The organism is Pseudomonas fluorescens, assembly GCF_002022275.1.
GTDB classification, from domain to species: Bacteria; Pseudomonadota; Gammaproteobacteria; order Pseudomonadales; family Pseudomonadaceae; genus Aquipseudomonas; species Aquipseudomonas fluorescens_AJ.
Genome location: NZ_MSDF01000040.1, coordinates 49,199 through 70,852 on the forward strand (window position 1 = coordinate 49,199; position 21,654 = coordinate 70,852).

Consider the following 21,654-nt stretch of genomic DNA (forward strand, 5'->3'; position numbering starts at 1 on the left):
TATGAACGCAATAACAGACAACAAGCCTGCCACGGCACCGGTCAAGCACCGGCGTCGCTTGCCGACCGAGCTGAGCATCTTTCTGGTGCTGATCGGCATCGGCCTGGTGTTTGAACTGTTCGGCTGGATCGTGCGTGACCAGAGTTTCCTGCTGAACTCCCAGCGTTTGGTGCTGATGATTCTGCAAGTGTCGATCATTGGCCTGCTGGCGATTGGCGTGACCCAGGTGATCATCACCACGGGGATCGACTTGTCTTCCGGCTCGGTGCTGGCGCTGTCGGCGATGATCGCCGCCAGTTTGGCGCAAACCTCGGACTTTTCCCGCGCAGTGTTCCCGAGCCTGACCGACTTGCCGGTGTGGATCCCGGTGGCCATGGGGCTTGGGGTGGGACTGCTGGCGGGGGCAATCAACGGAAGTATCATTGCGGTCACCGGCATTCCGCCGTTTATCGCGACCCTGGGCATGATGGTCTCGGCCCGTGGCCTGGCGCGGTACTACACCGAAGGCCAGCCGGTGAGCATGCTGTCGGACTCGTACACGGCGATCGGCCATGGCGCGATGCCGGTGATCATCTTCCTGGTGGTGGCGGTGATCTTCCATATCGCCCTGCGTTACACCAAATACGGCAAGTACACCTACGCCATCGGCGGCAACATGCAGGCGGCGCGCACCTCGGGGATTAACGTCAAGCGCCACCTGATCATTGTCTACAGCATTGCAGGCCTGTTGGCAGGACTGGCCGGTGTGGTGGCCTCGGCACGTGCCGCGACCGGCCAGGCCGGCATGGGCATGTCGTATGAGCTGGATGCGATTGCTGCCGCAGTGATCGGCGGCACCAGCCTGGCGGGCGGGGTAGGGCGCATTACCGGCACGGTGATCGGCGCGCTGATCCTCGGCGTGATGGCCAGCGGGTTTACCTTTGTCGGGGTGGATGCCTACATCCAGGACATTATCAAAGGCTTGATCATTGTGATTGCCGTGGTGATCGACCAGTACCGCAACAAGCGCAAGCTCAAACGCTGAGATTGTCTTGCGACAGACACCAATCAACTGTGGGAGCTGGCTTGCCTGCGATTGCATCAACTCGGTAGCCCTGACGGACCGAGTCGCCTGCATCGCGGGCAAGCCCGGCTCCCACACTTGATCTTTATCAGGCCGTTCTAACCGTTTGTCTTCTATATAGCTCCACAACACTGAATTTCTTGCTATAAACGCACTCCGATGACCATTCGCCGAGCCCGTCCTGGTGCTTTTGGGGGTTATCTCGGAAAAATTGCCTGTCTTTTCAGTTGCTGCGCCCTCAAGTCGGCCTTAGACTGCCGCCCCTCGTAAATTGAGTGCCGGGTGGCGCTTGGAATGGATGGCGCCTTTCCGAGACCTGCAAAGGTCGGCCGGAACGCTCCCTTATTCGCCTTAATGCACGTATTTTTTATAGAGAAATCAATGACAAAGGAAAAGTTGCTGGCCATGCCGGCGGATGACTACATGAATGCCGAACAGCACGCTTTTTTCGAGCAGCTGCTGCAAGACATGAAAGTGGAACACCACGAGCGCATTGAGCAGAACCGCATCGCCATTGAAAGCCTGGACACCCCGGCCGACCCGGCTGACGCTGCTTCCGTTGAAGAAGAGCGCACCTGGCTGGTGAATGCCATCGACCGCGACCAGCGCATGCTGCCGCAACTTGAGCGTGCTCTGGAACGTATCAAGGAAGATTCCTTTGGCTGGTGTGATGACAGCGGCGAGGCCATCGGCCTCAAGCGCCTGCTGATCAGCCCGACCACCAAATACTGCATCGAAGCGCAAGAGCGCCACGAGCAAATCGACAAGCACCAGCGCCAGGCCTGATGCCTTGAGTGTGGGCGCCGCAGCGGCGGCGCCCGGAAATACCGGTTACACCCACGTCTATTGATCTGCTGCAAGCCACCCCACCAAAGGCCCATGGATAATGGCCCGATAGTGGCGTCTAATGCAGAAACAATAACGACAAGCAGTGGGGTAACAACGATGGCTGGAGACGGATCTCTGATGGGCGCAGCAGTGCCACCGCAAACGGTGGCGCGTGCGCTGCCCGGCTGGCTGACGCCGCTCTTGCAGAGCATCGCCCTGATGCTGGTACTGCCGGGCCTGGCGTTTGCCGGCTTGCCGCTCTACGTTTGCCTGCCAATCACCTTGCTGGTGATCTGGCTGCCATCCCTGAAAGCGCGAACGCCACGCAGTGTGCCCTCCCAGGCCGCCGATCCGATGGGCGAATTGACCCGCGACCTTTCCTATACCACCAGTCATAACGCACTGTCCGCTGCCGGCGTGGCCTATTCGGTCAAGCAACTGGCCGCACGCCTGCAGTCGCAATTGAGCGCGGCCAAGCAGATCGTCAGCAGCGCCGAGGTGATGATCGGCACCGAGCAAGTCACTTCTCAACTCAGCCGCCAGGCCTTGGGCTCGGCCAGCCAGGCCCATCAGCGCAGCACCGAAGGGCGTGAAGTGCTGGTTCAGTCGATTACGCGTATGCATCAGCTCAGCCAGCGCGCGAACGCCAGCCGCGAGCTGATCGAGGCGTTGAGCCAGCGCAGTGAGGAGATCCAGCGTGTCACCCTGGTGATTCAGTCGATTGCCAGCCAGACCAACCTACTGGCGTTGAACGCCGCCATTGAAGCGGCGCGCGCCGGTGAGCACGGGCGCGGGTTTGCGGTGGTTGCCGATGAAGTCCGCGGCCTGGCCGGGCGTACGGCCACGGCCACGGATGAAGTCGGGGTGATGGTTGCCGATATCCAGCAGCGCACCGCCCAGGTGGTGGAACAGATTCGTCATCTGTCGACAGACCTTCATGTCGGCGTCGAGCAGGTTGAGCAGGCTGGCGAACACCTGGAGAGCATCGCCAGCCTGGCGGCGGATGTGGAGGGCCAGGTCAATGCAATTGCCCAAGGCACCGACACCAACCGTGCGCAGCTCGACAGCCTGTTTCATGCAGTGGAGCAGATGCGCAGCGATTTGTCGGTGAGCGACCAGCAGACGCGCCAACTGGCGGAGGTGGCCGTGCAAATGGAAGGGCAGGCGGAAACCATCAGTGAGCGCCTGGCGGAAGTCGGGCTGGATGACTATCACCAGCGCATCTACGACCTGGCCCGCGAAGGCGCCAAACGCATTGCCGAACAGTTTGAGGCGGATGTATTGCAAAGCCGTATCAGCGCGGTCGACCTGTTTGACCGCAGCTACACGCCCATTCCAAATACGAGCCCGAGCAAATACCACACGCGTTTCGATGGCTACACCGATCAGGTGTTGCCGGCGATCCAGGAAGCGCTGCTGCCGCGCCATGAAGGGTTGGTGTTTGCCATTGCCTGCACACCTCAAGGGTATGTTCCGACTCATAACAAAGCGTTTTCACACGCCCTGACCGGGGACGCTCAGGTCGACGCCGTGCAAAACCGCACCAAGCGCAAGTTCGAAGACCGCACAGGTATTCGCTGCGGCAGCCATCAGCAAGCGGTGCTGTTGCAGACCTACACCCGCGATACGGGCGAACTTATGCACGATTTGTCAGTGCCGATCATGGTCAACGGCCGCCATTGGGGCGGGTTGCGCCTGGGCTATAAACCGGAAAGTGCGAAGGCAGGGCGTTAGGGATTGTTGCTGTTTATGCAATGGAGCTATTCCGCAGATAGCTTTTTCCAACTGGAAGAAAATCGTAGCATGGTCAACATTGTTAGCAAGCTAACTAATGCTGTGGAGAAGGACCATGCAAAACAAAGTCGATGTCGCCGTGATGATCGGCAGCGGCGTGCCTGAAACCCTGCGTGCGCTGGGTCAAAAAGCCTGTTGGGTGGTGCTGCTCAATGGTGAGCAGCGCGGCACGGCATTCGCCAGTCGCGATGAAGCGGAAGAATGCAGGGCTGCCTGGCAATCACTGATGCAGCTTGAACAGTCAGACAGCCTGCATTGAAGTGCGTCAGTGTGATTGATGCAGACGCTGATTCAGTTCGTCTACCGGGATCGCCCAATCGGCGTCATCGCGCAATTCTTCCTTTAGAAACTGTGCCTGTTGTGGCGTCCAGAACGGTGCGTCGATCAACTTGACGGCTTCAGGCAGCGGGTGCGCAACGATGAAGGCGTCGATGGCCTCGGGGGTAGAGTCCAGGCCCAGCTGTTCAAACAGGGTTTCAAGGGTGGGGATAGGCGCGTCCATAGATCATTCTCCATGCAAAGTGATGGTCGTTGTGCATGTGAGGGTTGGCGCGCGGCAGAGTTCTATCGGATTGTCAGGAATTGAGTGCACCTGAATCCACGGCGGATTTCAGAGCCTTTGCCGCGTCGTTTGCGGCAATGGCGGCAGCGTCGACCGTCTTGAACCAGCGATCTTTTTCGACCTGGTGCGTAGTCACCTTGGTCAGCGGTGGTTTGGCCCGCATGATGATGACCGCTTGAAACTCACCGTCTACTTCCCTGGCATCGCCATGGATGAAAAATTCGCCAATATCAAATTCCGTCACGTATAGCCTTCCCTTCAAGGTAACTGCACTGATGAAACCAGACCCCAAGGGGCAAATTCCAATGGACGGGTCAGTATGGCAGTTGTTGGGCGACGGCGGCGCGGTAAAGTCAGCCAGGTGACGAAACGATTCCACCGTGCAGGGCGTGCAGGTTGGCTTCCAGTTCTTTGGCCAGTGCGCAGGCCTGAATGTGGTTGCTGCGAAAGCCTTTGATCCTGCCGCTGGTCACTTCCAGAATATGAAAGAAATTGCGTCCGGCAGGTACAACTTGGTAAAGAACGGAATTGGAGTACCCGCTGGTGCTTTCCAGGCAGTAGTATTGGCGCTCGTCTTGACAGGATGAACGAGTGCGCGAAGACATGGCGGCGTGTTGACGTGGTTGCATGGTCAGCTCCTGTCGATCGATCGTGTTGAGTCACCCCAGCGTTTCGGGTGGTTTTGACCCGTGTTGCTGTTTTAGTATTGTCGTCGGCAGTCCATGCTTGGTTCCATGCCAAGTATTTTGTGATGTGATGGTTGTCGGAAACTGCGTTTTTAATGGGGTTATTCTCTGAAGCGGGTCGGCTCGTATTCTCGGGCCGCAGAACCTGTGATCTCCTATGATGCCGATATCGTGCACGGCTGTACTAGTCTTACGGTGCAGCAATGGGATCTTCTTCAGTTTTTTAAAGCATGTGTTGTGTGATCGTGCCTGCGGGCCGTTTTTTTGTGCTGCCCGCTCAGGTGGTCAGCACTCTTTTTGATGTGGGGGCGTTTCCTTGGCAGTCAGTAATCTGGATATGCACGCATTGTTCGTGCTGGGTGATTTGCGCGCAAAGTTGGTCAAGCAGTTTCAATCCCGTTTTGTTTACATCACTGAGCAGACGCCGGAAGGCATCTACATCGCCGAAATCGACACCGAAACGGCGCTGGTGGTGGACGACAAGCCACGCCTGGAGCTCAAGGTGGGCGACCATTTTCGTGCCGCCGTGTTGCCCAGTCGTGAAGGCGGCAAGTTCGAGTTGAAGTTCCGCGATATCAAGTTGACGGTGTATGGCCTGGGCGATTACGCCTTTGTTTCTTCAGCCGAAGGCCAGGGCATTGTGTTCAAGGAAGGCCACAGCGTGATGCTGGTGTTTGCCGCCCATGAACAATTGCAGGAAGGCTTGACCAAAACCCTCAAAGCCGTCACCGGCAAAGCCGCCAAGTGGCGCAAGGGTGAATTGGTGACCTTCAAGGCCAGCGAGTAACTCATAAACACCGCGTGCCTGCGTTCTCTCCCGGAACCTCTACTACAGTTGAGTTGACTTAACTATTCAGAGGCTTCGCGCATAAGCAGCAAAGCCCTCCGCTATTGCTGCGAACACGCGAGGTGCAAAAGCATGAAAGGATTGAGATCCCTGTTGGCTGCGTCCCTGACGAGCTTGAGTTTGTCAGTGGCTTCGTTGCCGGTGTCCGCCGCCCAGGCGCCGGTGCACTTTGCCGACCTGAACTGGGAAAGCGGCAGCCTGATTACCGAAGTGCTGCGTTTTATCGTCGAGAAGGGCTACGATTTGCCCACCGACACCTTGCCCGGCACCACCATTACCCTGGAAACCGCGCTGGCGAAAAATGACATCCAGGTGATCGGCGAAGAATGGGCCGGCCGCAGCCCGGTGTGGATCAAGGCCGAAGCCGAAGGCAAAGTGCTGGGCCTGGGCGATACGGTCAAAGGCGCAACCGAAGGCTGGTGGGTGCCGGAATACGTGGTCAAGGGCGACCCGTCCAAGGGCCTCAAACCCTTGGCGCCGGACCTCAAGACGGTGCAGGACCTGGCGCGCTACAAGGACGTGTTCAAAGACCCGGAGTCGCCCGGCAAGGGGCGCTTTCTCAACAGCCCGATCGGCTGGACCTCGGAAGTGGTTAACGCGCAGAAGCTCAAGGCGTATGGCTTGAACGACAGCTATGTGAATTTTCGCAGTGGCTCGGGCGCGGCGCTGGATGCCGAGATCGCCTCGTCAATCCGCCGTGGCAAGCCGGTGCTGTTCTACTATTGGTCGCCGACGCCGCTGATGGGGCGTTACAAGCTGATCCAGCTGGAAGAACCGCCGTTTGATGCGGATGCCTGGAAGACGCTGACCGATGCAGACAACCCCAACCCCAGACCGACACGCTCGTTGGCGTCCAAGTTGAGCATTGGTGTGTCGACGCCGTTCCAGCAGGAACATCCGCAGATTGCCGCGTTTTTTACCAAGGTTCAGTTTCCTATCGAACCGCTGAATAAAGCCTTGGCGGCGATGAGTGAAAACCATACGCCACCACGGGATGTGGCTCAGGCGTTTCTCAAAGAGCATCCGGAGGTGTGGAAGGCGTGGTTGACGGAAGATGTGGCGCAGAAGGTTGAGGCGAGCCTGAAATAACCACGGTATTTCTGCCGAATGGAGAACCCAATGTGGGAGCTGGCTTGCCTGCGATAGCGGTAAGCCAGCCAGCAAATCGCTCGCCTGACACACCGCTATCGCGGGCAAGCCCGGCTCCCACACTGACCGTGTTTTACATTTTAGAATTTAGTCTGAACAGCCACCTCAAACGTCCTCGGCGACCCCAGGTAATACGCCGGCGACACATGCGCAAACTCGGCATACACCTCATTCGTCAAATTGCGCACCCGGCCGGTGACCGAGGTGTGCGAATCCACCTTGTACCGCAGGAATGTCCCGAACAGCGTATAGGCCGGCACCGTCTGGGTGTTGGCGTTGTCCGCATACACCTGCGCCACATACCGTGCATCCACACCCCCTTGCCAGTCCTCGGCAAAGTCATACGTCAGCCACAGGTTGCCCACGCGTTTGGGCACGTTGGTCGGCGTATTGCCCTTGCGGGAGACCACGGCGCCACTGGCAATTTTCTCGTTGAAGTCGTCGTACTCGGCATCCACCCAGGCGAAGTTGCCTTCGGCCAGCAACCTTGGGGTGATGCGCAATGAACTGGCTAGTTCGATGCCTTTGGACGTCTGGGCACCCACCGGAATGCTGTTGTTCGGGTCCAGCGGGTCGGTGACGGCAAAGTCCTTGCGCTCGATCTTGTAGGCGGCGACGGTGGCCGAACCGCGACCGTCCAGGTAGTCGAATTTGCTGCCGACTTCCCACTGTTTGCCGGTCGACACGTCAAATGCCTGCGTCGTGGTCGACGGCTGCTCGGCGGCGGTGCTGTATTGCACATACACATTGGCTGATGGAATGAACTGGTAGGTCAGGCCCACGCGCCCCGTGACAGGCTCCCAGCTGCGCTTGAAGTGCCGTGGGTTGGTGGCCGTGACCACGCGGTGGTTGGTCACATCCAGGTCGATGGCGTCGTAGCGCAAGCCGGTCAGCAAAGACAGTTTATCGGTCAGGCCCAGACGGTTTTCCACAAAGAGTGCCCGGGTGGTGACTGCGTTGGTCTTGTCCTTGACGAAGCCCGGCTTGGTTCCGGGAATGTCATAGAAGTGCCCGGGATCATAGTTATCTGGATTCACCGTGCTGTTGCCCGGCACATTCAGCGGGTTGTTGGTGGTGCTGTTGACCTTGTACTCAAACCCGCCGGACCACGTGGTTGAGAGGCCGAACAGACGGTCGTCATGGCGCAACTCGAACTGGTTGCCGTTCTGCTCGCCCTGATGGCGCACTTGATAAGCGGTAGAGCGGTTCACCGCGCTGTTGTCGGCGTTGTACTGGTAGGTTTCCAGGTTGCGATAGTCGCGCTGGCTGTCCAGGTGATACAGCGTGTTTTTCAGCGTAGTGCTGTCGTTGATCCGGTAGTCGATGATCGAGCGCGCCCAGAGCGTGCGCTGTTCGTAACGGCCATCGGCGACGTTGTAGTTGTTGAAGCGGTTGTGTCTGTCGATTTTCAATTCGCCGGCCTTGGGGTTGAGCACAGGAGTGCCCCAATAAGGGCTGTCTTCGTGTTCATCCTGATATTCCAGCGCCAGGGTGTGGGACAGGTTTGGCGTCAGGTCGCTGAGCAGGGAAAACGCCACGCTCCAGGCATCGCGCTGATCGCGGTCGATATAGCTGTGATTCGTGTTGCGGCTCACATCCAGGCGTGCGTAATGCTGCACCTCGGCACCGGGCTCGGTCAGCGCATGGTTCAGGCCAAAGGCCATGCCTGCCGTGTCGTAGCTGCCATACGTGAGTTGGCCTTCGGCGGCCTGTTCCTCGCGGGTGGCCAGTTTGGTCACGTAGTTCAGCGAGCCGCCCACCGAACCCGCGCCGTTGATCAAGGAGGAGGAGCCGCCGACCAGTTCGACCCGGTCATAGATCCACGCGTCCACCGGCCGCGCCAGGCCGGTGGCGACGTTGATGCCGTTGAACATTTGCGTGATCTGGCTGCTGGTAAAACCGCGATACGACACGAAACCGCCGAACCCCGGCGGTGCGCTGGCATTCACGCCGGGCAGGGTGTTGGCCGCATCGCGAAAGGTTTTGGCGCCATGGCGCTCAATGTCGTCTCGCGTGGCGATGGCCACTGACGCCGGGGTTTCCCGCACGCTCAGGCCCAGGCGCGACGCCATGCCGCTGGATTGGTCCAGGGCCAGCCCGGGCTCAGCCGTTTGCTCGCCATCAATGGTGGTGGGGGCCAGCTCGATCGACCAGGCGCAGTGGGGCAGGCAGCCGAACAGGCCCGCCAACAAGGGTAAATGTTTCATGGTTGAATCCTGAAAAACTTGGCTCGAAACAACGCACAGCCGTGCGCATTCCCGATTGGGCGCGTTGACGGGTGCAGATCAGACAGCGAAGGGATCAGGCGAAAACAGGAGGCGCGCGCGGGTTGGCCGTGGGCCAGGTGAAACGGGCAGGGATGTCAGCGGCAAGCACCACCGCTGGCGGCGGTGCGTGGGGTTGGGGCAGCACCGCCACGTTCAGGCTGGAACTGAGCGCCGGGCCCATGCCGCCGGTGGAACACAGCGGGCAACCGAAGGCCTTGGCCAGTGTTGGCAGGTTCTCATCGGTGGTCGTGGTCGAGGCGGGCGCCTGGGTGCGCGGGTCTACGGTACAGAACTGACCGCCGATGCCGTTGAGCTGCATCCCCAGCATCTGCCCGTGGCCAATGCTGCACGCGAACACATTGAACAGGACGCAGCAGTAGAGCATCCAGGCAATGAGCGAGCGGTCGGCACGGGCGATTTTCATGGGGCGGCACTTTACCATCAGCCGCCGACGAAATGCCTACAAAAAATCTCAGGGCGACTATCCTCATTCGCACATTTCAGGGAGCGTCAGTCATGAGCTTTGTCATCGCGCGATGGATTGTCGGGGTGTTTACCTGCATCAGCATGGTGCATTTGTACTGGGCGGCCGGCGGCAAGTTGGGCAGCCTCGCCGCCATCCCCGAGTTGCCCGGCGAATTCGCCCGGGGGCCACGGCCAGCCTTCAAACCCTCGGCGCTGGGTACCTTTCTGGTGGCGATGGGGTTGGTGGCCATTGCGTTGCTCGTGTGCTTGCGGGCCGGGCTGTATTTCTCGCCGGTGTCCCATGGCGCCCTGCAATGGGGCATCAGCGCGATTGCCCTGGTGATGTTTGCACGGGCGATCGGGGATTCGGAATTGGTGGGGTTTTTCAAGAAGGTCTACGGGTCGCGGTTTGCGCGTCTGGACACCTGGTTTTACTCGCCATTGTGCCTGGTGCTGGGGGCGGGGTTGTTGGTAGTCGCGTGGACTTGAGGGTAAAACACACAAAAACCACATAACCAACAAATCCAACTTGACAGGCTCACCTGTCGAGGCGTTTATTGACGTCACCACCGGTCCCTTTCGCAGATGGCCCAGGATACTCAATGAACGCCGACCCTTCGATGTCCACCCTGCCAGGCGTGACCGACGCTGCCGAGGCCATCCGCCTGGGCGTGCTGTCCCCGGTGCAACTGGTCGAGCACAGCCTGCTTGCGATTGAAACCCACAATCCCACATTGAATGCTTTCGGTGACGTGTACGCCGAGTCGGCGCTGCAGCAGGCCTGCGTGTTGGCTGAAGAAGCCAGAGCAGGGCAGTGGCGCGGGCCGTTGCATGGCGTACCGTTCGGCATCAAAGACCTGTTTTCCACGGCTGGCCTGCGCACCACGCGCGGTTCACTGACCGGCCTGGACCATGTGCCTGTTCAGGACGCGCCGATCATTCGCCGCCTGAAAGAGGCCGGCGCAATTATCCTCGGCAAGACCGCCACCACCGAATTCGGCTGGACCGGCGCCAGCACCTCGCGCGTCTTCGGCAATGGCCGTAACCCGTGGAACCCGCAGCTGACCAGCGGCGGTTCCAGCTCTGGTTCCGCGATTGCCGTGGCGGCGCGCATGGTGCCCGGCACGCTGGGCTCTGATGGCGGTGGTTCGGTGCGTATTCCGGCGGCGTTCTGTGGGGCTTTCGCGATGAAGGGTTCGCTGGGGCGTATTCCGACCTGGCCGTGGTCGGCCACCGAAATGCTCAGCCATGCGGGGCCAATTACCCGCACCGTGCGCGACAGTGCCTTGCTGTTCGACATCCTTTCCGGGCCCGATCCACTGGACCATCAGGCGCTGCCCGCACTCACCGAATCCTGCCTGGCACGCTGCGATCAGCCACTCGGGCCGCTGCGGGTTGCCTACTGCCCGACACTGTTCAACACCCCGGTAGACCCGATCATCAGCGCCACCGTTGAAGCTGCCGTCTATCACCTGGCAGAACGGTTGCCGGTGACGGTCACCACGCTAAGCCTGGACTGGCAAGACCCGCTCTCCACCTTTGAAACCTTGTGGGTCGGTGGCCGTGGCATCGCGTACGGCAAATCCCTGGCTGATCGCCTCGATGAACTGGACCCGGGCTTTGCCGCGCTGATCAAACGCTCTGCTGACTACGACCTCGGCGCCTACCTCAAGGCCGTGCAACAGCGTGCGCAGTTCGCCAATCACGTGCATGCACTGTTTGCCGATTACGACGTGCTGCTGATGCCAACCCTGCCGATCCTGCCCTTCGCCGCCGACCGGGTCGCCCCCGAAGGCTGGCCGGGAGAAGAGGGCGCTGTACCCTGGGCGCGTTGGACGCCGTTCACTTACCCGTTCAACATCACCGGCAACCCCGCCGCGAGCCTGCCGTGTGGCTTCAGCCCGAGCGGTTTGCCGATTGGCTTGCAGGTCGTCGGCCCACGCTTTGCCGACGCCCAGGTGCTGCAATTCTGCGCCGCCGTGGAAGCCATAGCGCCGTGGGATCAGCACCTGCCCCCGATGCTCAAGCCCTGACAGATTGCACCGCGGAGCCGGCTCGATAGAAGCCGGCCCGGGATAAACGCCTTGTGTTGTTCTCTGCCCTTTCACACCTGATGAGTGAGAGGTACCCGTGACCCGATCAATGGCCGTCTGCCGCTTTTTACCTGCTGCCGAACCGGTGTGTGCCGCGTTCTGTCGTGGGCGCAAAGCGCGCGATACTGCCCGCCTGAACTTGCCTTGGAATGCACTCTTTATGCTCAATCAGCCGCGTCTCGATGAAATCATGCTCCTGCTCACTCAACACCAGCGCGTCAAAGCCTCGGACCTGGCGCAGGCGCTGTTTGTCTCTGAAGAGACCATCCGCCGCGACTTCAAGTACCTGGAAGAAGCCGGCAAGTTACGGCGCATCCACGGCGGCGCAATTCTGCCCAAGCTCAACGAAGAACAACCGCTGCAAGTGCGCACCCGCATCAAGGCCCAGGCCAAGACCCGTATGGCCGCCTGTGCGGCAAAACTGGTGAGTGAAGGCATGGTGCTGTTTCTCGACACCGGCACGTCCACCCTGGCGCTGGCGCAGCAACTGATTGGTTTCAGCCAGCTGCGCATCATCACCAACTCGCTGGACATCGCCCAGTTGATCACCCAGCACAGCAGCAACCAGGTGCTGGTTGTGCCCGGCGATGTGCGCCGCAATGACAATGCGCTGATCGGCGCCCATACCCTGGAGTTTGTCCGGCAGTTTCATTACGACATCGCCTTCATGGGCATCGGCGCGGTGGACCTGGAGTTGGGTTTCATGGACTACCAGGAACCCGAGGCGCTGTTGCGCCGGGCCCTGACCAAACACAGCCTGCGCAGCGTGATCCTGGCCGACGACGCCAAGTTCGGCCATCGCACGTTTATCAACACGCTGCCCTTCAGCGCCATCACTACCCTGGTCACCAATCGCCCGCCGTCGGCCGAGTTTACGACCTGCCTGGAGCACGCCCATGTCGACATCCTTTACCCCTGAGTGGCTGTCGCCGAGCGCGGCCGATCTTGATGCGTTCGAGGCGCTGTTTCGTGACAGCTCCGCCATAGGCGCGACGCCGGCCGGTGGGTTGCACCGCCTGGCCGCGTCGGCCGAAGACGGTGCCGTGCGCGACCTGTTCAGTGCCTGGCTGAGCGAACGCGGTTTTGAAGTGCGGGTGGACGCCATCGGCAACCTGTTTGGCCTGATCACCTTTACCCCCGGTGCGCCTTACGTGGTGTGCGGCTCACATCTTGACAGCCAGCCCAGTGCCGGGCGTTTCGACGGCATCTATGGGGTGCTCGCCGGTGCGGTGGCCATCGCCAGCCTGGCGCGGCAACTGCGCGAACGCGGCGAAACGCCCGCGTGCAACCTGGCGGTGGTGAGCTGGACCAACGAGGAAGGCGCACGCTTTCAGCCCAGCTTGATCGGCAGCAGCGTGTTTACCGGCGATCTGTCGCTGGAAGAGGCTTGGGAATGCCGTGACGGCGATGGCATCCGCCTCAAGGATGCGCTGAGTGCCATCGGCTATCTGGGTGACGCTCTGATCGATCTGGACGTGGCGGGTTATGTGGAAATTCACGTCGAGCAAAGTGATGGCCTTGAAAGCAATCACCTCGACATCGGCGTTGTTCGTGAAACCTGGGCCGCGCTGAAGCAGCGCATTCGTTTTGACGGTGAACAGAACCACACCGGGCCCACGCCCATGGCGGCGCGTAAAGACGCCTTGCTCGCGGCGGCCCACGCCATCACCGCCGTCCGTGCAGAAGCGGACGTACAAGGGCCGAGCTTTCATAGCTCGGTGGGGCGCCTGGAGATTTACCCCAACTCCCCCAATGTGGTGCCATCGCGCGTCACCCTGCATGTGGAGTTCCGCTCGCCTGACACCGCATTACTGGCGATTGCCGGCGAGCGGCTGACCTCGCGCCTCAAGGCTGTGGCCGCCTCAACGTCGACCTCCTACGAGGTGGAAAGCCGTGCCCTGCGCGCGCCCATCGCCCTGCATCATGGTTTTGCCGAATTGGCCTACAGCGTTGGGCAGCAATTGGGCCTGGCGGTTGGCAACAGCGTGACCGTGTCCGGCCACGATGCCATCAGCCTGGGCCGCCACTACCCGGCGTGCCTGCTGTTCATCCCGAGCAGCAATGGCGTGTCGCATAACGAAGCGGAGCTGACCCATGACAAAGACATGCGCACCGGCTTGCACATGCTGACCGCGCTGCTGCATTGCGCGTGTACAACCCCGAACGCTTACCGGTGAGTGGCGCCATGTCGAATCGAACGCAAGCACTGTCGCGGCTGATGAGCGCGCTGGAATCCTCCGGTTTGTCTGCCCATGTGGTGGTGGAAGACGGCACGGCAGGCATCGCCTCGCCAGTGCGCCTGGCCACCGAGTGGACCGGCTTTCACCTCAGTGCGCCGTGGGGCCAGTGCTACGCCAAAGTGCTGCATGACGACATGCGCGCACTGATCGATATCGAGCGCACCGGCCGCGCCACCCAGATGGCGGCTGATTGCGATGTGACCCCCGGCGTACGCCTGGTAGACGCCGCCGCCGGGGTTTTACTGCTGGACGCCTTGCCCGCCACCGAATGGCGCTGGGCTCGGCTGGATGAGTTGATGCAACCTGAGCGGCTGCAAGCGCTATGGGCGTTGAAGCGCCAGTTGCACGTCGGCACTTCACCGGGCTTCAACCGCTCGCCACTGCAGGATATTCGGCACCTGCGTGAACTCTGCGCCCGCGATGGCGTGGCGCTGCCCGCTGACCACGCCTGGATCGAGACTTGCATTGATCTGGCGTGGACCGCGCTGCAATTCAACCCCGCCGCCTCGGTGCCGCTGCACGGGGACGGTGTGGCAAGCAACGTGATGATCGGCCCTGGCGGCGCGCTGCAATTGATCGACTTCGACTACGGTGGCTGTTTTGACCCTTGGTACGACGTGGCGGTCAGCCTCAACGAGTTGTACGCCTTCGAAAGCCAGTGGCGCGCAGGCATCCAGGCGTGGGCCGGCGAGTGCCGCGAAAGCGATTACGCGCGCTGCCGTCTCTACGGGCTGATCAACGATTGGTATTGGACCTTGTGGGGGCTGTGGGTCGGCGCGACATCGGCGCGGCCCCTGGAGTTTTCCAAGGTCGGGCAATGGACCTTGCTGCGCTGCCGGCAAAGTCTGCAAGACCCGCGATTTGAAAGTTGGCTACGTCAGGTGCAGGAGGGGCAGGCATGAAAACCATGGGCGAGGGGTGTACACCCCAGGAGTGCCAGCTGGAGGCGGCAGTGCGCGGTGTGCCCGGTTGGGGCGGTTCGGGCATTCGCTACGAGCCGGTCAGCGGCGGGATTTCCAACACCAACTGGCGCGTGGAAGTCAGCGGACTCGACACGGCGTATTTTTTCAAAGTGCCGGGCGCGGGCACTGAAATGTTTATCGACCGGCGAACCGCCCATGATGCCAGCGTCAAGGCTGCGCAAACCGGCTACGGCGCGCCGGTGTTCGCGTTTCTGGAAGAGTTCGGCGTCGAAGTTTTCGAGTTTATGGAAGGCTGGCGCGCTTCCTCAAACCAGGATTTTCTCGACCGCGACGTGCGCCACAACGCCCTGCACGCGCTGAAAGCCTTCAACGACCAATCGCCGTTGTGCCAGACCAAAACCGTGTTCGACATGATCGCCGAGCACCAGCGTCAAGTCGAAGAGCTGCACGGTTGCACACCCGCCGATGACGCCTGGCTGCGCCGTCAGTGCGACCGTGCACGCGGCGCGTTGCAAGCGTCCGGCATCGACCTGGCGCCGTGCATGAACGACACCCTGGCGGGCAACTTCATGCTCAATGACCGGCGGCAAATTCGCCTGGTGGACTTTGAGTATGCCTCCAACAACGACCGGCATTACGAGCTGGCGCTGTGGTTCGGCGAGATGTTCTTCACCGACGACATGGAGCTGGCGCTGATCGAGGACTACTTCGGCCAGGTCACGCCGCAACGCCTGGCGCGGATCAAGCTGCACAAAGCGCTGGCGGACATCAAATGGTCGACCTGGGCGATGGTCCAGCACGCGGTGTCGCAACTGGATTTCGATTTTTACAAATACGGTGCCTGGAAGCACATGCGCGCGCGCAGCGTGATCAACGATTCGCAATGGGAAACCTGGCTAAGACAGGCCTGAACCTGCGCCAGCACAATAACGACGAATCACCGGCAACACCTTTGGCGCCCGTTTGCGCCGACGTTTCACTGCTTGATTTTTGATTGATCACATAACAAACCGATCCAGAAATTCAAGGAGCCACCGTCATGAAGTCCGATACTGCGCCACCCGCACGCCTGAGAAACCAGATCTTCGGCGCCTACTTCTTCCTGTTGTTGATGCTTGCGCTGTTCCCGCCGTTCTATTTGAGCGTCAGCGGCAGCGCCGCCTTGGTCCTGGGCATTCCGTTGCCGATCTTCTACTGGATCGCCATCGCCGTGCTCGCCGCCCTCGGGGTGTGGGCGCTGTATGTCGTCGAGCTCAAGGCCGGTGAGATTCCTGACGAGGAGGGCGTGTGATGATCAGCACCAGCAGCGATGCCCATCTGTTTATTACCTTCGGCGTGATCGGGCTGTTCCTGGCCGGGATGATCGCCGTGCTCTATGCAACCAACCGCGAGAGCACCAGCTTTTCCGACTATGCCGTAGGCGGACGTTCCTACGGGCCGTGGTACATCGCCATGTGTTACACCAACTCCTGGTGGCCGGGCTCGACCTTCACCGCGTTTTTCGCCCTGAGCGTCGGCGGCGCGTTAGGGTTCTACGGCATGGTCTATTCGACCCTCGGCGTCACCGCCATGTACCTGATGGCCCGCCGCGCCTGGACCTGGGGCAAACGCTTCAACCTGCGTACCCAGCCCGACCTGCTCGGCATGCGCTTCAACAGCCCGGTGGTCAAACGCGTGGCCTCGATCATCGGCATCATCTCGGTGTTCCCGTGGGTGGTGATGGGCATCCAGGCGTTGGCAATGCTGTTCCAGTTCGCCAGCTTCGGCCGTTGGGGCGTTACCGCCTGCCTGTTCGCCGGCGTGGCCGTGGTGCTGATCCGCCAATACTGGACCGTGAGCATGGGCATGCGCGGGTTGATCATGACCGACATGTACCAGGGTTTGATCGCCTACGTCGTCTGCGCCGGGGTCTGCGTGTTCCTGCTGTTCGGCCACCAGGCAGCGTTCACCAACCTGTCGCACCTGCCGGAGAAAATGCTGCTGATCCCCGGCGGCGCCGGCACCGGCTATGGCCCGATGTACATGTTCAGCCTGATCTTCACCGGCGTGATCGGCTCAATGTGCTGGCCGATGAGCTTCCAGCGCATCTACACCGCCAGCGGCGTACGCTCGGTGAAAAAAGGCACGCTCTACACCATGCTGCTGGTCGGTGGTTTCTACGGCATCCTCATGCTGTTCGCCGCCGCCATCAGCCAGGACCCCAACGTCCAGGCCCACCCGCAGCAAGGCTGGTTCCTCTCACTGTTCGACATCGGCGGCCCCTGGCTGCTGGCCCTGGCCATCGTCATCGTGCTGGCCGCGAGCATCGGCCACGTCGACGGTTGCGTGCAGGTCTGCGGCACCCAATTCGCCAACGACCTGGCCACCTGGAACACCCCGCGCACCGACCGCCAACTGACCGTGCTGGCCAAGGCAGGCATGGTGGTGTTTATCGTCGCGGCCTCGGTATTGGCGTACCTGACCTTTGATTACGCTCGCCTGCAGTTACTGGCGCAGATTTCCTACCAAGGGATTATTCAGCTGGCGGTACCGTTGTTCTTCGGCATCTTCAGCCGCCGCGGAAACAAGGAAGGCGCCATCGGCGGGATGCTTGCGGGGATTGTCGTGGCGATCGTGTTGACCACACTGTACCCGGACGACATTCCGGCGCTGGGGTCGTTGACCAGCGGGATCGTCGGGTTGGTGGTGAATGCGGCGATTTTTGTGGTGTGTGCGGTGGTGATCAAGCCGAGTGCGGTGGAGAGTGCACGGGTTGAGGGGTTGTTTGAGATGGCGGCGGGTAGGGGTGAGGTGGTGGTAGGAGGAGGGGCGCCGGTGATGAGTTGAGGAGGGTCGGGGCTGCGGTGAGTGGCCCCGGCTTCTTTAGAAAAGCTCGGAGAGACGATACCTGTCCTGAAATAGGGCGGAACATGGGAACTCAAACGTTGGTTGGGTAGAGATGAATGGTGGTTGCTCTAATTTCAACAAATCCTGATTGTTGGGGTAGTGGGCTATCAAGTTCAATCAGGATTATTGAGTTGCCCAGTTTTAATGCTGCGCAATCGTCGCCAGTTAAATGTGCTAGCTCAGCTGTTATGTAAGTGGAATTGCCCACTATGCTTATTCTTGAAGTGACTTCATGTGTTGGGAAAATATTTCTATTCCAGGAAAAAATCTCATCCAGATCAAGCTCTACATCCAATGGTTCACCCATTTTGAGACCTGGGCCGCTCCACTGTGTTTTTCCAATCCCAAAAGATGTTTGGAATATTATATGCGATGTGTCTTGGTCGGAAAGTCTATGTGTTATGCGTGTTTTCATCTAGGTTTTCGGTGGTAAAGGGTTTCACGTTTGGCATGGCGGTTTGAATTGGTGTGTTTATTTTGATAAATATTGGTAGGTTTTTGTGAGGTTTTAGTGAAAGGTCACGTCGATTCTGTCAATGACTAATTTTATAAAGCAATCGTTCATGTCCGGGTGGTCGTAGTGTATTCCTTCGTCGCTTAACCATGTGAATGTTTGAAAAAAGTTGTCGCTTAACTTTCCGCAGAGAATATAAGAAAATCCGCTTCCTATTCTACTTGCCGAAAAATCTTCTAGTTGGTTTTTTTGAATTTCATAGTGATCAGCTAGATTCAAGGTTAGTTCGACTGTATAGGAGTTCCCAACTTCTATTTCGTAGGGAAGGTAAGTAGCAAAGCATGTCACAATAGTTTCGTCGATGAGCAGTGTCACCTCTTCCTCTACTAAATCATTGATCGCCATTACCCGTGCTTTCTTTAAGTCACTCGGTATGAGGTCTGATGGTTTTGTCAGCTGCGTTGCCATTGATTGTCCTCCAAAAATCTTTTCCACTCTTGGTGTGCAGTGTCGTGATCTGACGGTCTTGGTTGGTTCCGGCAAAAGCAAATTTGGCTTGTCCTGATCTATTTGAGCCTAAGAGTAAGACATATCCTGTTCTTGGGCCGCCTCTGTAAGAGTAGTGGACGGGTATTCCTTTATCCACCACATGCCGCGCTGTGAGTAAATACTCATGACTGGTCTTGGATTTGAATTCTGCTCCATGTTTTTCGTAATGGTTGGCTAGTTTTTCTTCAGATCCGAAGTCGGTCGGGCGCCGGGAGGCCGACGGTACGAACGGTTCGTTTTCATAGGCCTTAGCTTTTTCTGTCGTTCCATCAACTGCCGCGTCCGGTTTACATCCGTTTTCCCCCGGGCACGTACTTAGGCCCAGTGGATCCACCCACCCCGTAGGATTTGGCACGTACTGGTACGCATTGATCCCACCCGCCAGCTTCATCGGATCCGGCGTCAGGTAACGACCAACATCAGGATTGTAGTACCGATGCCGGTTGTAGTGCAGGCCACTTTCCTGATCGAAGTACTGACCCTGAAAGCGCAGCGGATTGTCGATTTTGCCTACGTCCAACCGGCTGATTTTGCCGTAGGCCTTGTAATGCGCGGACCAGACGAGTTCACCGTCAGGGCTGGTGAGTTCCTGCGGGGTACCAAGGTGGTCGAGTTGGTAGTGGTAGGGCTTGGTGTCTTTTGGACCAAAGCCATCCAGCAGGGCCAGCGGGCGGAAGCTATCGGGTTCGTAGAGGTAGCTGCGATGGCGATCGGCGTGGTGTTCGGCGATCAGTTTGTCGCCTTGCCAGAAAAACTCGGTGGTTTTGCCATCGACCGTTTTGCTGATGCGTCTGCCAAACGGATCGTAGCGATAGCTTGCGGTTTTCCCGTCTGGTCGGGTGATGCCGATCAACCGATGTTGGCAGTCGTAGCGATATTCGGTGATTAACCGATGTTCACGACCGCGCCGTTCCCGGATCAGATTGCCAAAGGCGTCGTAGTCGTAATGATGATCGCCCTGAATCGCCAAGCGGTTTCCCGCCACGATGTCCGGCCCCGGCCGGTCGTGCATCAGCACATTGCCCGCCGGCGTGTGGCTGAAGCGCTCCTGTTCGTCTTGCGAGTGATCCGCGCGGGTCAGGCGGGCGAGGGGGTCGTATTGATAGAGGTGGTCGCCTTTGCGGGTGTCGAGCAGGCGGGTGAGGTTGCCGGTTTTGTCGTAGGTGTAGTGGCGGCGGTAGAGGGCGCCCTCGATGTCGCAGATGCCGTGGTTGAACAGGCGCCCGTGGCTGTCATATTGGTAGCTGCTGAGGAGTTTGCCCTGGCCTCGCTGGTGTTCCCGGCCGGCTTCGAATGTGTGGGTAGTCAGGACGCTGCCGTTCAATTCAACTGTTTGGAGGTGGCCACCTTTTTTGTGGTTGAAGATGAGTCGGTTGTTGTCTGGCAGGCGCAGGTTTTTCAGTTGGCCGCAGGCGTCGTAGCCATAGCGCAGGGTGCCCCAGCCTTGATGTTCAGCGATTAGGCGGTTTTGCTGGTCGTATTCGTAGGCCAGCGCCCAGTGGCCGTCGTTGACGCCGAGGAGATTGCCCTGGCGGTCGTAGGCGTAATCGACAGTTTTGCCATCGGGGAGGGTTTTTCTTACAAGGCGTCCGGCATGGTCTCGCGTGTAGCGGGTGGTTAGCTGACTGCCATCGTCGCCGTGTTCGGTCTTTTCCTGAAGGTTGCCGTTGAGGTCGTAGAGGTAGGCGGTGCGTTGGCCGTCAAAAGCAATTTCTTGCTGGATCAGGCCGTTGGGGTGGTAATCCAGTTGATAGGTCTCGCCGACCTCGTTCTCGATCTCGGTCAGCAACAATCGTGCGTTGTCGTAGCGGTATTTGACCTGGCTGCCGTCAGCATTGATTCGACGGCTGATCAGGTGCAGCCCGTCGGCATATTCATAGCGCGTGACGCGGTCCAGTTCATCACGTTCAGCGGTAATTTTTCCGTAGGGGTTGTAGTTGTATTCCCGCGTGGTACCGCCCGGCTGGGTGAGTTTCAGCAAGCGCCCAACGGCGTCCCATCGGTATAGCGTCAGCTCCCCTCGCTCGTCTTCGCGAGTTACCTGCCGGCCGAGATCGTCATAGCGATAACGGCGTTCACACCCATTCGGCAGTTGCTCCTTGATGAGCTGGCCGCGTTCATTCCAGATCAGGCGATGACAGCTGTGGTCCGGGAAAAAAGCGGCGGTCAATAATCCATGTTTGCTGTAGCTGTATTCCGTGACGCTACCGTCGGGCTCAGTCTTGCGGGTGATGTCGCCCTGATCATTGCGCTCGTACTTCCAGACCGCCTGACCCCGGCGCACAACGCTTACGAATCCGTTGTCGTGCTCGTAGGAAGTCGGCTCATCCTCCCCGGAAAACAGCGCCACCAACCGCCCGGCTTCGTCGTACTGATACGCCGTCACCGCCCCCAGCGGATCCTGCTCAACCGTCAGCCGGCCCTTGTCGTCGTAGGATTTGAAGTGTTCAGCGCCGTCCGGATCAATCCGCTGCACCAGTCGCGCACGTTGATCGTGTACGTAAACTTCCTTGCTGCCGTCAGCGTTGTGAACCGTGACGTGGCCGTCCTCACCCCAGGCATACCGCGTGTCCATCTGCGAGAAGCTGGCCCAGTGCCGAACACAGCGTGCCGCTTTGCCAGACCGTTCCCACTCCCAAAAGAAACTCGCCCCACCGGCCAACTGACGCTCAAGAATGACGTGCTGGTCGTCGTACCGGTAAACCTCGCTTTCACCTACGGCGTTGGTCGCTGAGATCAGTCGTCCATTTCCGTCATAGGCGTAGGAAACAACGTTCTGCTCTGTGGCCCAGACAAACGGTCCTGGTCCCTCCGCGCGATGAACCTGGTAATCCACCGCAACAATGCG

22 protein-coding genes are annotated in these 21,654 nt (G+C 59.5%); 14 read left to right on the forward strand and 8 right to left on the reverse strand.

The annotated features are described in order from the left end of the window. Position 1: 1 nt before the first annotated feature. From BFW87_RS23250 to BFW87_RS23265, 4 genes are all read left to right on the forward strand, one after another. On the forward strand, positions 2 to 1,024 hold the full coding sequence (locus BFW87_RS23250) for an ABC transporter permease (protein WP_078742054.1): 1,023 nt from the start codon (positions 2 to 4) through the stop codon (positions 1,022 to 1,024). 420 nt (positions 1,025 to 1,444) lie between these two features. Continuing rightward, on the forward strand, positions 1,445 to 1,849 hold the full coding sequence (locus BFW87_RS23255; RefSeq protein WP_078742055.1) for a TraR/DksA family transcriptional regulator: 405 nt from the start codon (positions 1,445 to 1,447) through the stop codon (positions 1,847 to 1,849). A gap of 543 nt (positions 1,850 to 2,392) precedes the next feature. After that, positions 2,393 to 3,625 carry a methyl-accepting chemotaxis protein gene (locus BFW87_RS23260; protein ID WP_439848399.1) on the forward strand — a complete coding sequence of 411 codons (1,233 nt, stop codon included), beginning with the start codon at positions 2,393 to 2,395 and terminating at the stop codon, positions 3,623 to 3,625. Positions 3,626 to 3,740: 115 nt separating this feature from the next. Beyond that, positions 3,741 to 3,944 carry a hypothetical protein gene (locus tag BFW87_RS23265; RefSeq protein ID WP_078742057.1) on the forward strand — a complete coding sequence of 68 codons (204 nt, stop codon included), beginning with the start codon at positions 3,741 to 3,743 and terminating at the stop codon, positions 3,942 to 3,944. 6 nt (positions 3,945 to 3,950) lie between these two features. Here BFW87_RS23265 and BFW87_RS23270 read toward each other — a convergent pair whose 3' ends face one another. The 3 genes from BFW87_RS23270 to BFW87_RS23280 all read right to left on the reverse strand — a co-directional run bounded on the left by BFW87_RS23270 (position 3,951) and on the right by BFW87_RS23280 (position 4,876). Further along, positions 3,951 to 4,187, reverse strand: a complete 237-nt coding sequence (locus BFW87_RS23270) for a DUF2789 domain-containing protein (RefSeq protein ID WP_078742058.1) — start codon at positions 4,185 to 4,187, stop codon at positions 3,951 to 3,953. A 73-nt stretch (positions 4,188 to 4,260) separates the two neighbouring features. Next, the gene (locus tag BFW87_RS23275) at positions 4,261 to 4,491 is read right to left on the reverse strand and encodes a hypothetical protein (RefSeq protein ID WP_078742059.1); all 231 of its coding nucleotides are present in this window, start codon (positions 4,489 to 4,491) and stop codon (positions 4,261 to 4,263) included. A gap of 109 nt (positions 4,492 to 4,600) precedes the next feature. Then, positions 4,601 to 4,876, reverse strand: a complete 276-nt coding sequence (locus BFW87_RS23280) for a hypothetical protein (protein WP_078742060.1) — start codon at positions 4,874 to 4,876, stop codon at positions 4,601 to 4,603. A 394-nt stretch (positions 4,877 to 5,270) separates the two neighbouring features. Here BFW87_RS23280 and BFW87_RS23285 point away from each other — a divergent pair, with 394 nt between their 5' ends. Next, a complete protein-coding gene (locus BFW87_RS23285; protein ID WP_026082950.1) occupies positions 5,271 to 5,720 on the forward strand; it encodes a hypothetical protein in 450 nt (149 codons plus the stop codon). Positions 5,721 to 5,852: 132 nt separating this feature from the next. Next, the gene (locus BFW87_RS23290; RefSeq protein WP_078742061.1) at positions 5,853 to 6,869 is read left to right on the forward strand and encodes an ABC transporter substrate-binding protein; all 1,017 of its coding nucleotides are present in this window, start codon (positions 5,853 to 5,855) and stop codon (positions 6,867 to 6,869) included. Positions 6,870 to 7,009: 140 nt separating this feature from the next. Here BFW87_RS23290 and BFW87_RS23295 read toward each other — a convergent pair whose 3' ends face one another. Beyond that, entirely contained in the window at positions 7,010 to 9,136 is a 2,127-nt protein-coding gene (locus BFW87_RS23295; RefSeq protein ID WP_078742062.1) for a TonB-dependent receptor, read from the reverse strand. Positions 9,137 to 9,230: 94 nt separating this feature from the next. Beyond that, entirely contained in the window at positions 9,231 to 9,620 is a 390-nt protein-coding gene (locus tag BFW87_RS23300) for a DUF2946 domain-containing protein (protein WP_078742063.1), read from the reverse strand. Positions 9,621 to 9,712: 92 nt separating this feature from the next. Here BFW87_RS23300 and BFW87_RS23305 point away from each other — a divergent pair, with 92 nt between their 5' ends. From BFW87_RS23305 to BFW87_RS23340, 8 genes are all read left to right on the forward strand, one after another. After that, complete coding sequence (locus BFW87_RS23305; RefSeq protein ID WP_078742064.1) at positions 9,713 to 10,150, forward strand: DUF3995 domain-containing protein; 438 nt, start codon at positions 9,713 to 9,715, stop codon at positions 10,148 to 10,150. 113 nt (positions 10,151 to 10,263) lie between these two features. Next, the gene (locus tag BFW87_RS23310; RefSeq protein WP_078742065.1) at positions 10,264 to 11,694 is read left to right on the forward strand and encodes an amidase; all 1,431 of its coding nucleotides are present in this window, start codon (positions 10,264 to 10,266) and stop codon (positions 11,692 to 11,694) included. Between the two features lie 220 nt (positions 11,695 to 11,914). Beyond that, a complete protein-coding gene (locus BFW87_RS23315) occupies positions 11,915 to 12,673 on the forward strand; it encodes a DeoR/GlpR family DNA-binding transcription regulator (protein ID WP_078742066.1) in 759 nt (252 codons plus the stop codon). Then, positions 12,651 to 13,931, forward strand: coding sequence for a Zn-dependent hydrolase (locus BFW87_RS23320; RefSeq protein ID WP_078742067.1), 1,281 nt, complete (start codon positions 12,651 to 12,653; stop codon positions 13,929 to 13,931). The genes BFW87_RS23315 and BFW87_RS23320 overlap by 23 nt, the downstream gene beginning before the upstream one ends. 8 nt (positions 13,932 to 13,939) lie before the next feature. Next, positions 13,940 to 14,896 carry an aminoglycoside phosphotransferase family protein gene (locus BFW87_RS23325; RefSeq protein ID WP_078742068.1) on the forward strand — a complete coding sequence of 319 codons (957 nt, stop codon included), beginning with the start codon at positions 13,940 to 13,942 and terminating at the stop codon, positions 14,894 to 14,896. After that, positions 14,893 to 15,828, forward strand: a complete 936-nt coding sequence (locus BFW87_RS23330; protein ID WP_078742069.1) for a choline kinase family protein — start codon at positions 14,893 to 14,895, stop codon at positions 15,826 to 15,828. Before BFW87_RS23325 ends, BFW87_RS23330 begins: the two co-directional genes overlap by 4 nt. A 128-nt stretch (positions 15,829 to 15,956) precedes the next feature. Next, entirely contained in the window at positions 15,957 to 16,208 is a 252-nt protein-coding gene (locus BFW87_RS23335) for a hypothetical protein (protein ID WP_078742070.1), read from the forward strand. Beyond that, complete coding sequence (locus BFW87_RS23340) at positions 16,208 to 17,743, forward strand: sodium:solute symporter family protein (RefSeq protein ID WP_078742071.1); 1,536 nt, start codon at positions 16,208 to 16,210, stop codon at positions 17,741 to 17,743. The genes BFW87_RS23335 and BFW87_RS23340 overlap by 1 nt, the downstream gene beginning before the upstream one ends. Before the next feature lie 91 nt (positions 17,744 to 17,834). Here the strand turns inward: BFW87_RS23340 and BFW87_RS31685 are convergent, their stop codons facing one another. The 3 genes from BFW87_RS31685 to BFW87_RS23350 form a co-directional block, all read right to left on the reverse strand. Continuing rightward, positions 17,835 to 18,218, reverse strand: coding sequence for a hypothetical protein (locus tag BFW87_RS31685; RefSeq protein WP_139372480.1), 384 nt, complete (start codon positions 18,216 to 18,218; stop codon positions 17,835 to 17,837). A gap of 93 nt (positions 18,219 to 18,311) precedes the next feature. Continuing rightward, positions 18,312 to 18,725 (reverse strand): hypothetical protein, encoded by a 414-nt coding sequence (locus BFW87_RS23345; RefSeq protein WP_139372481.1) that lies wholly within the window; start codon positions 18,723 to 18,725, stop codon positions 18,312 to 18,314. Then, on the reverse strand, positions 18,682 to 21,654 hold a 2,973-nt coding region (locus tag BFW87_RS23350; protein ID WP_139372482.1), incomplete at its 5' end, for an RHS repeat-associated core domain-containing protein. The genes BFW87_RS23345 and BFW87_RS23350, both read right to left, overlap by 44 nt.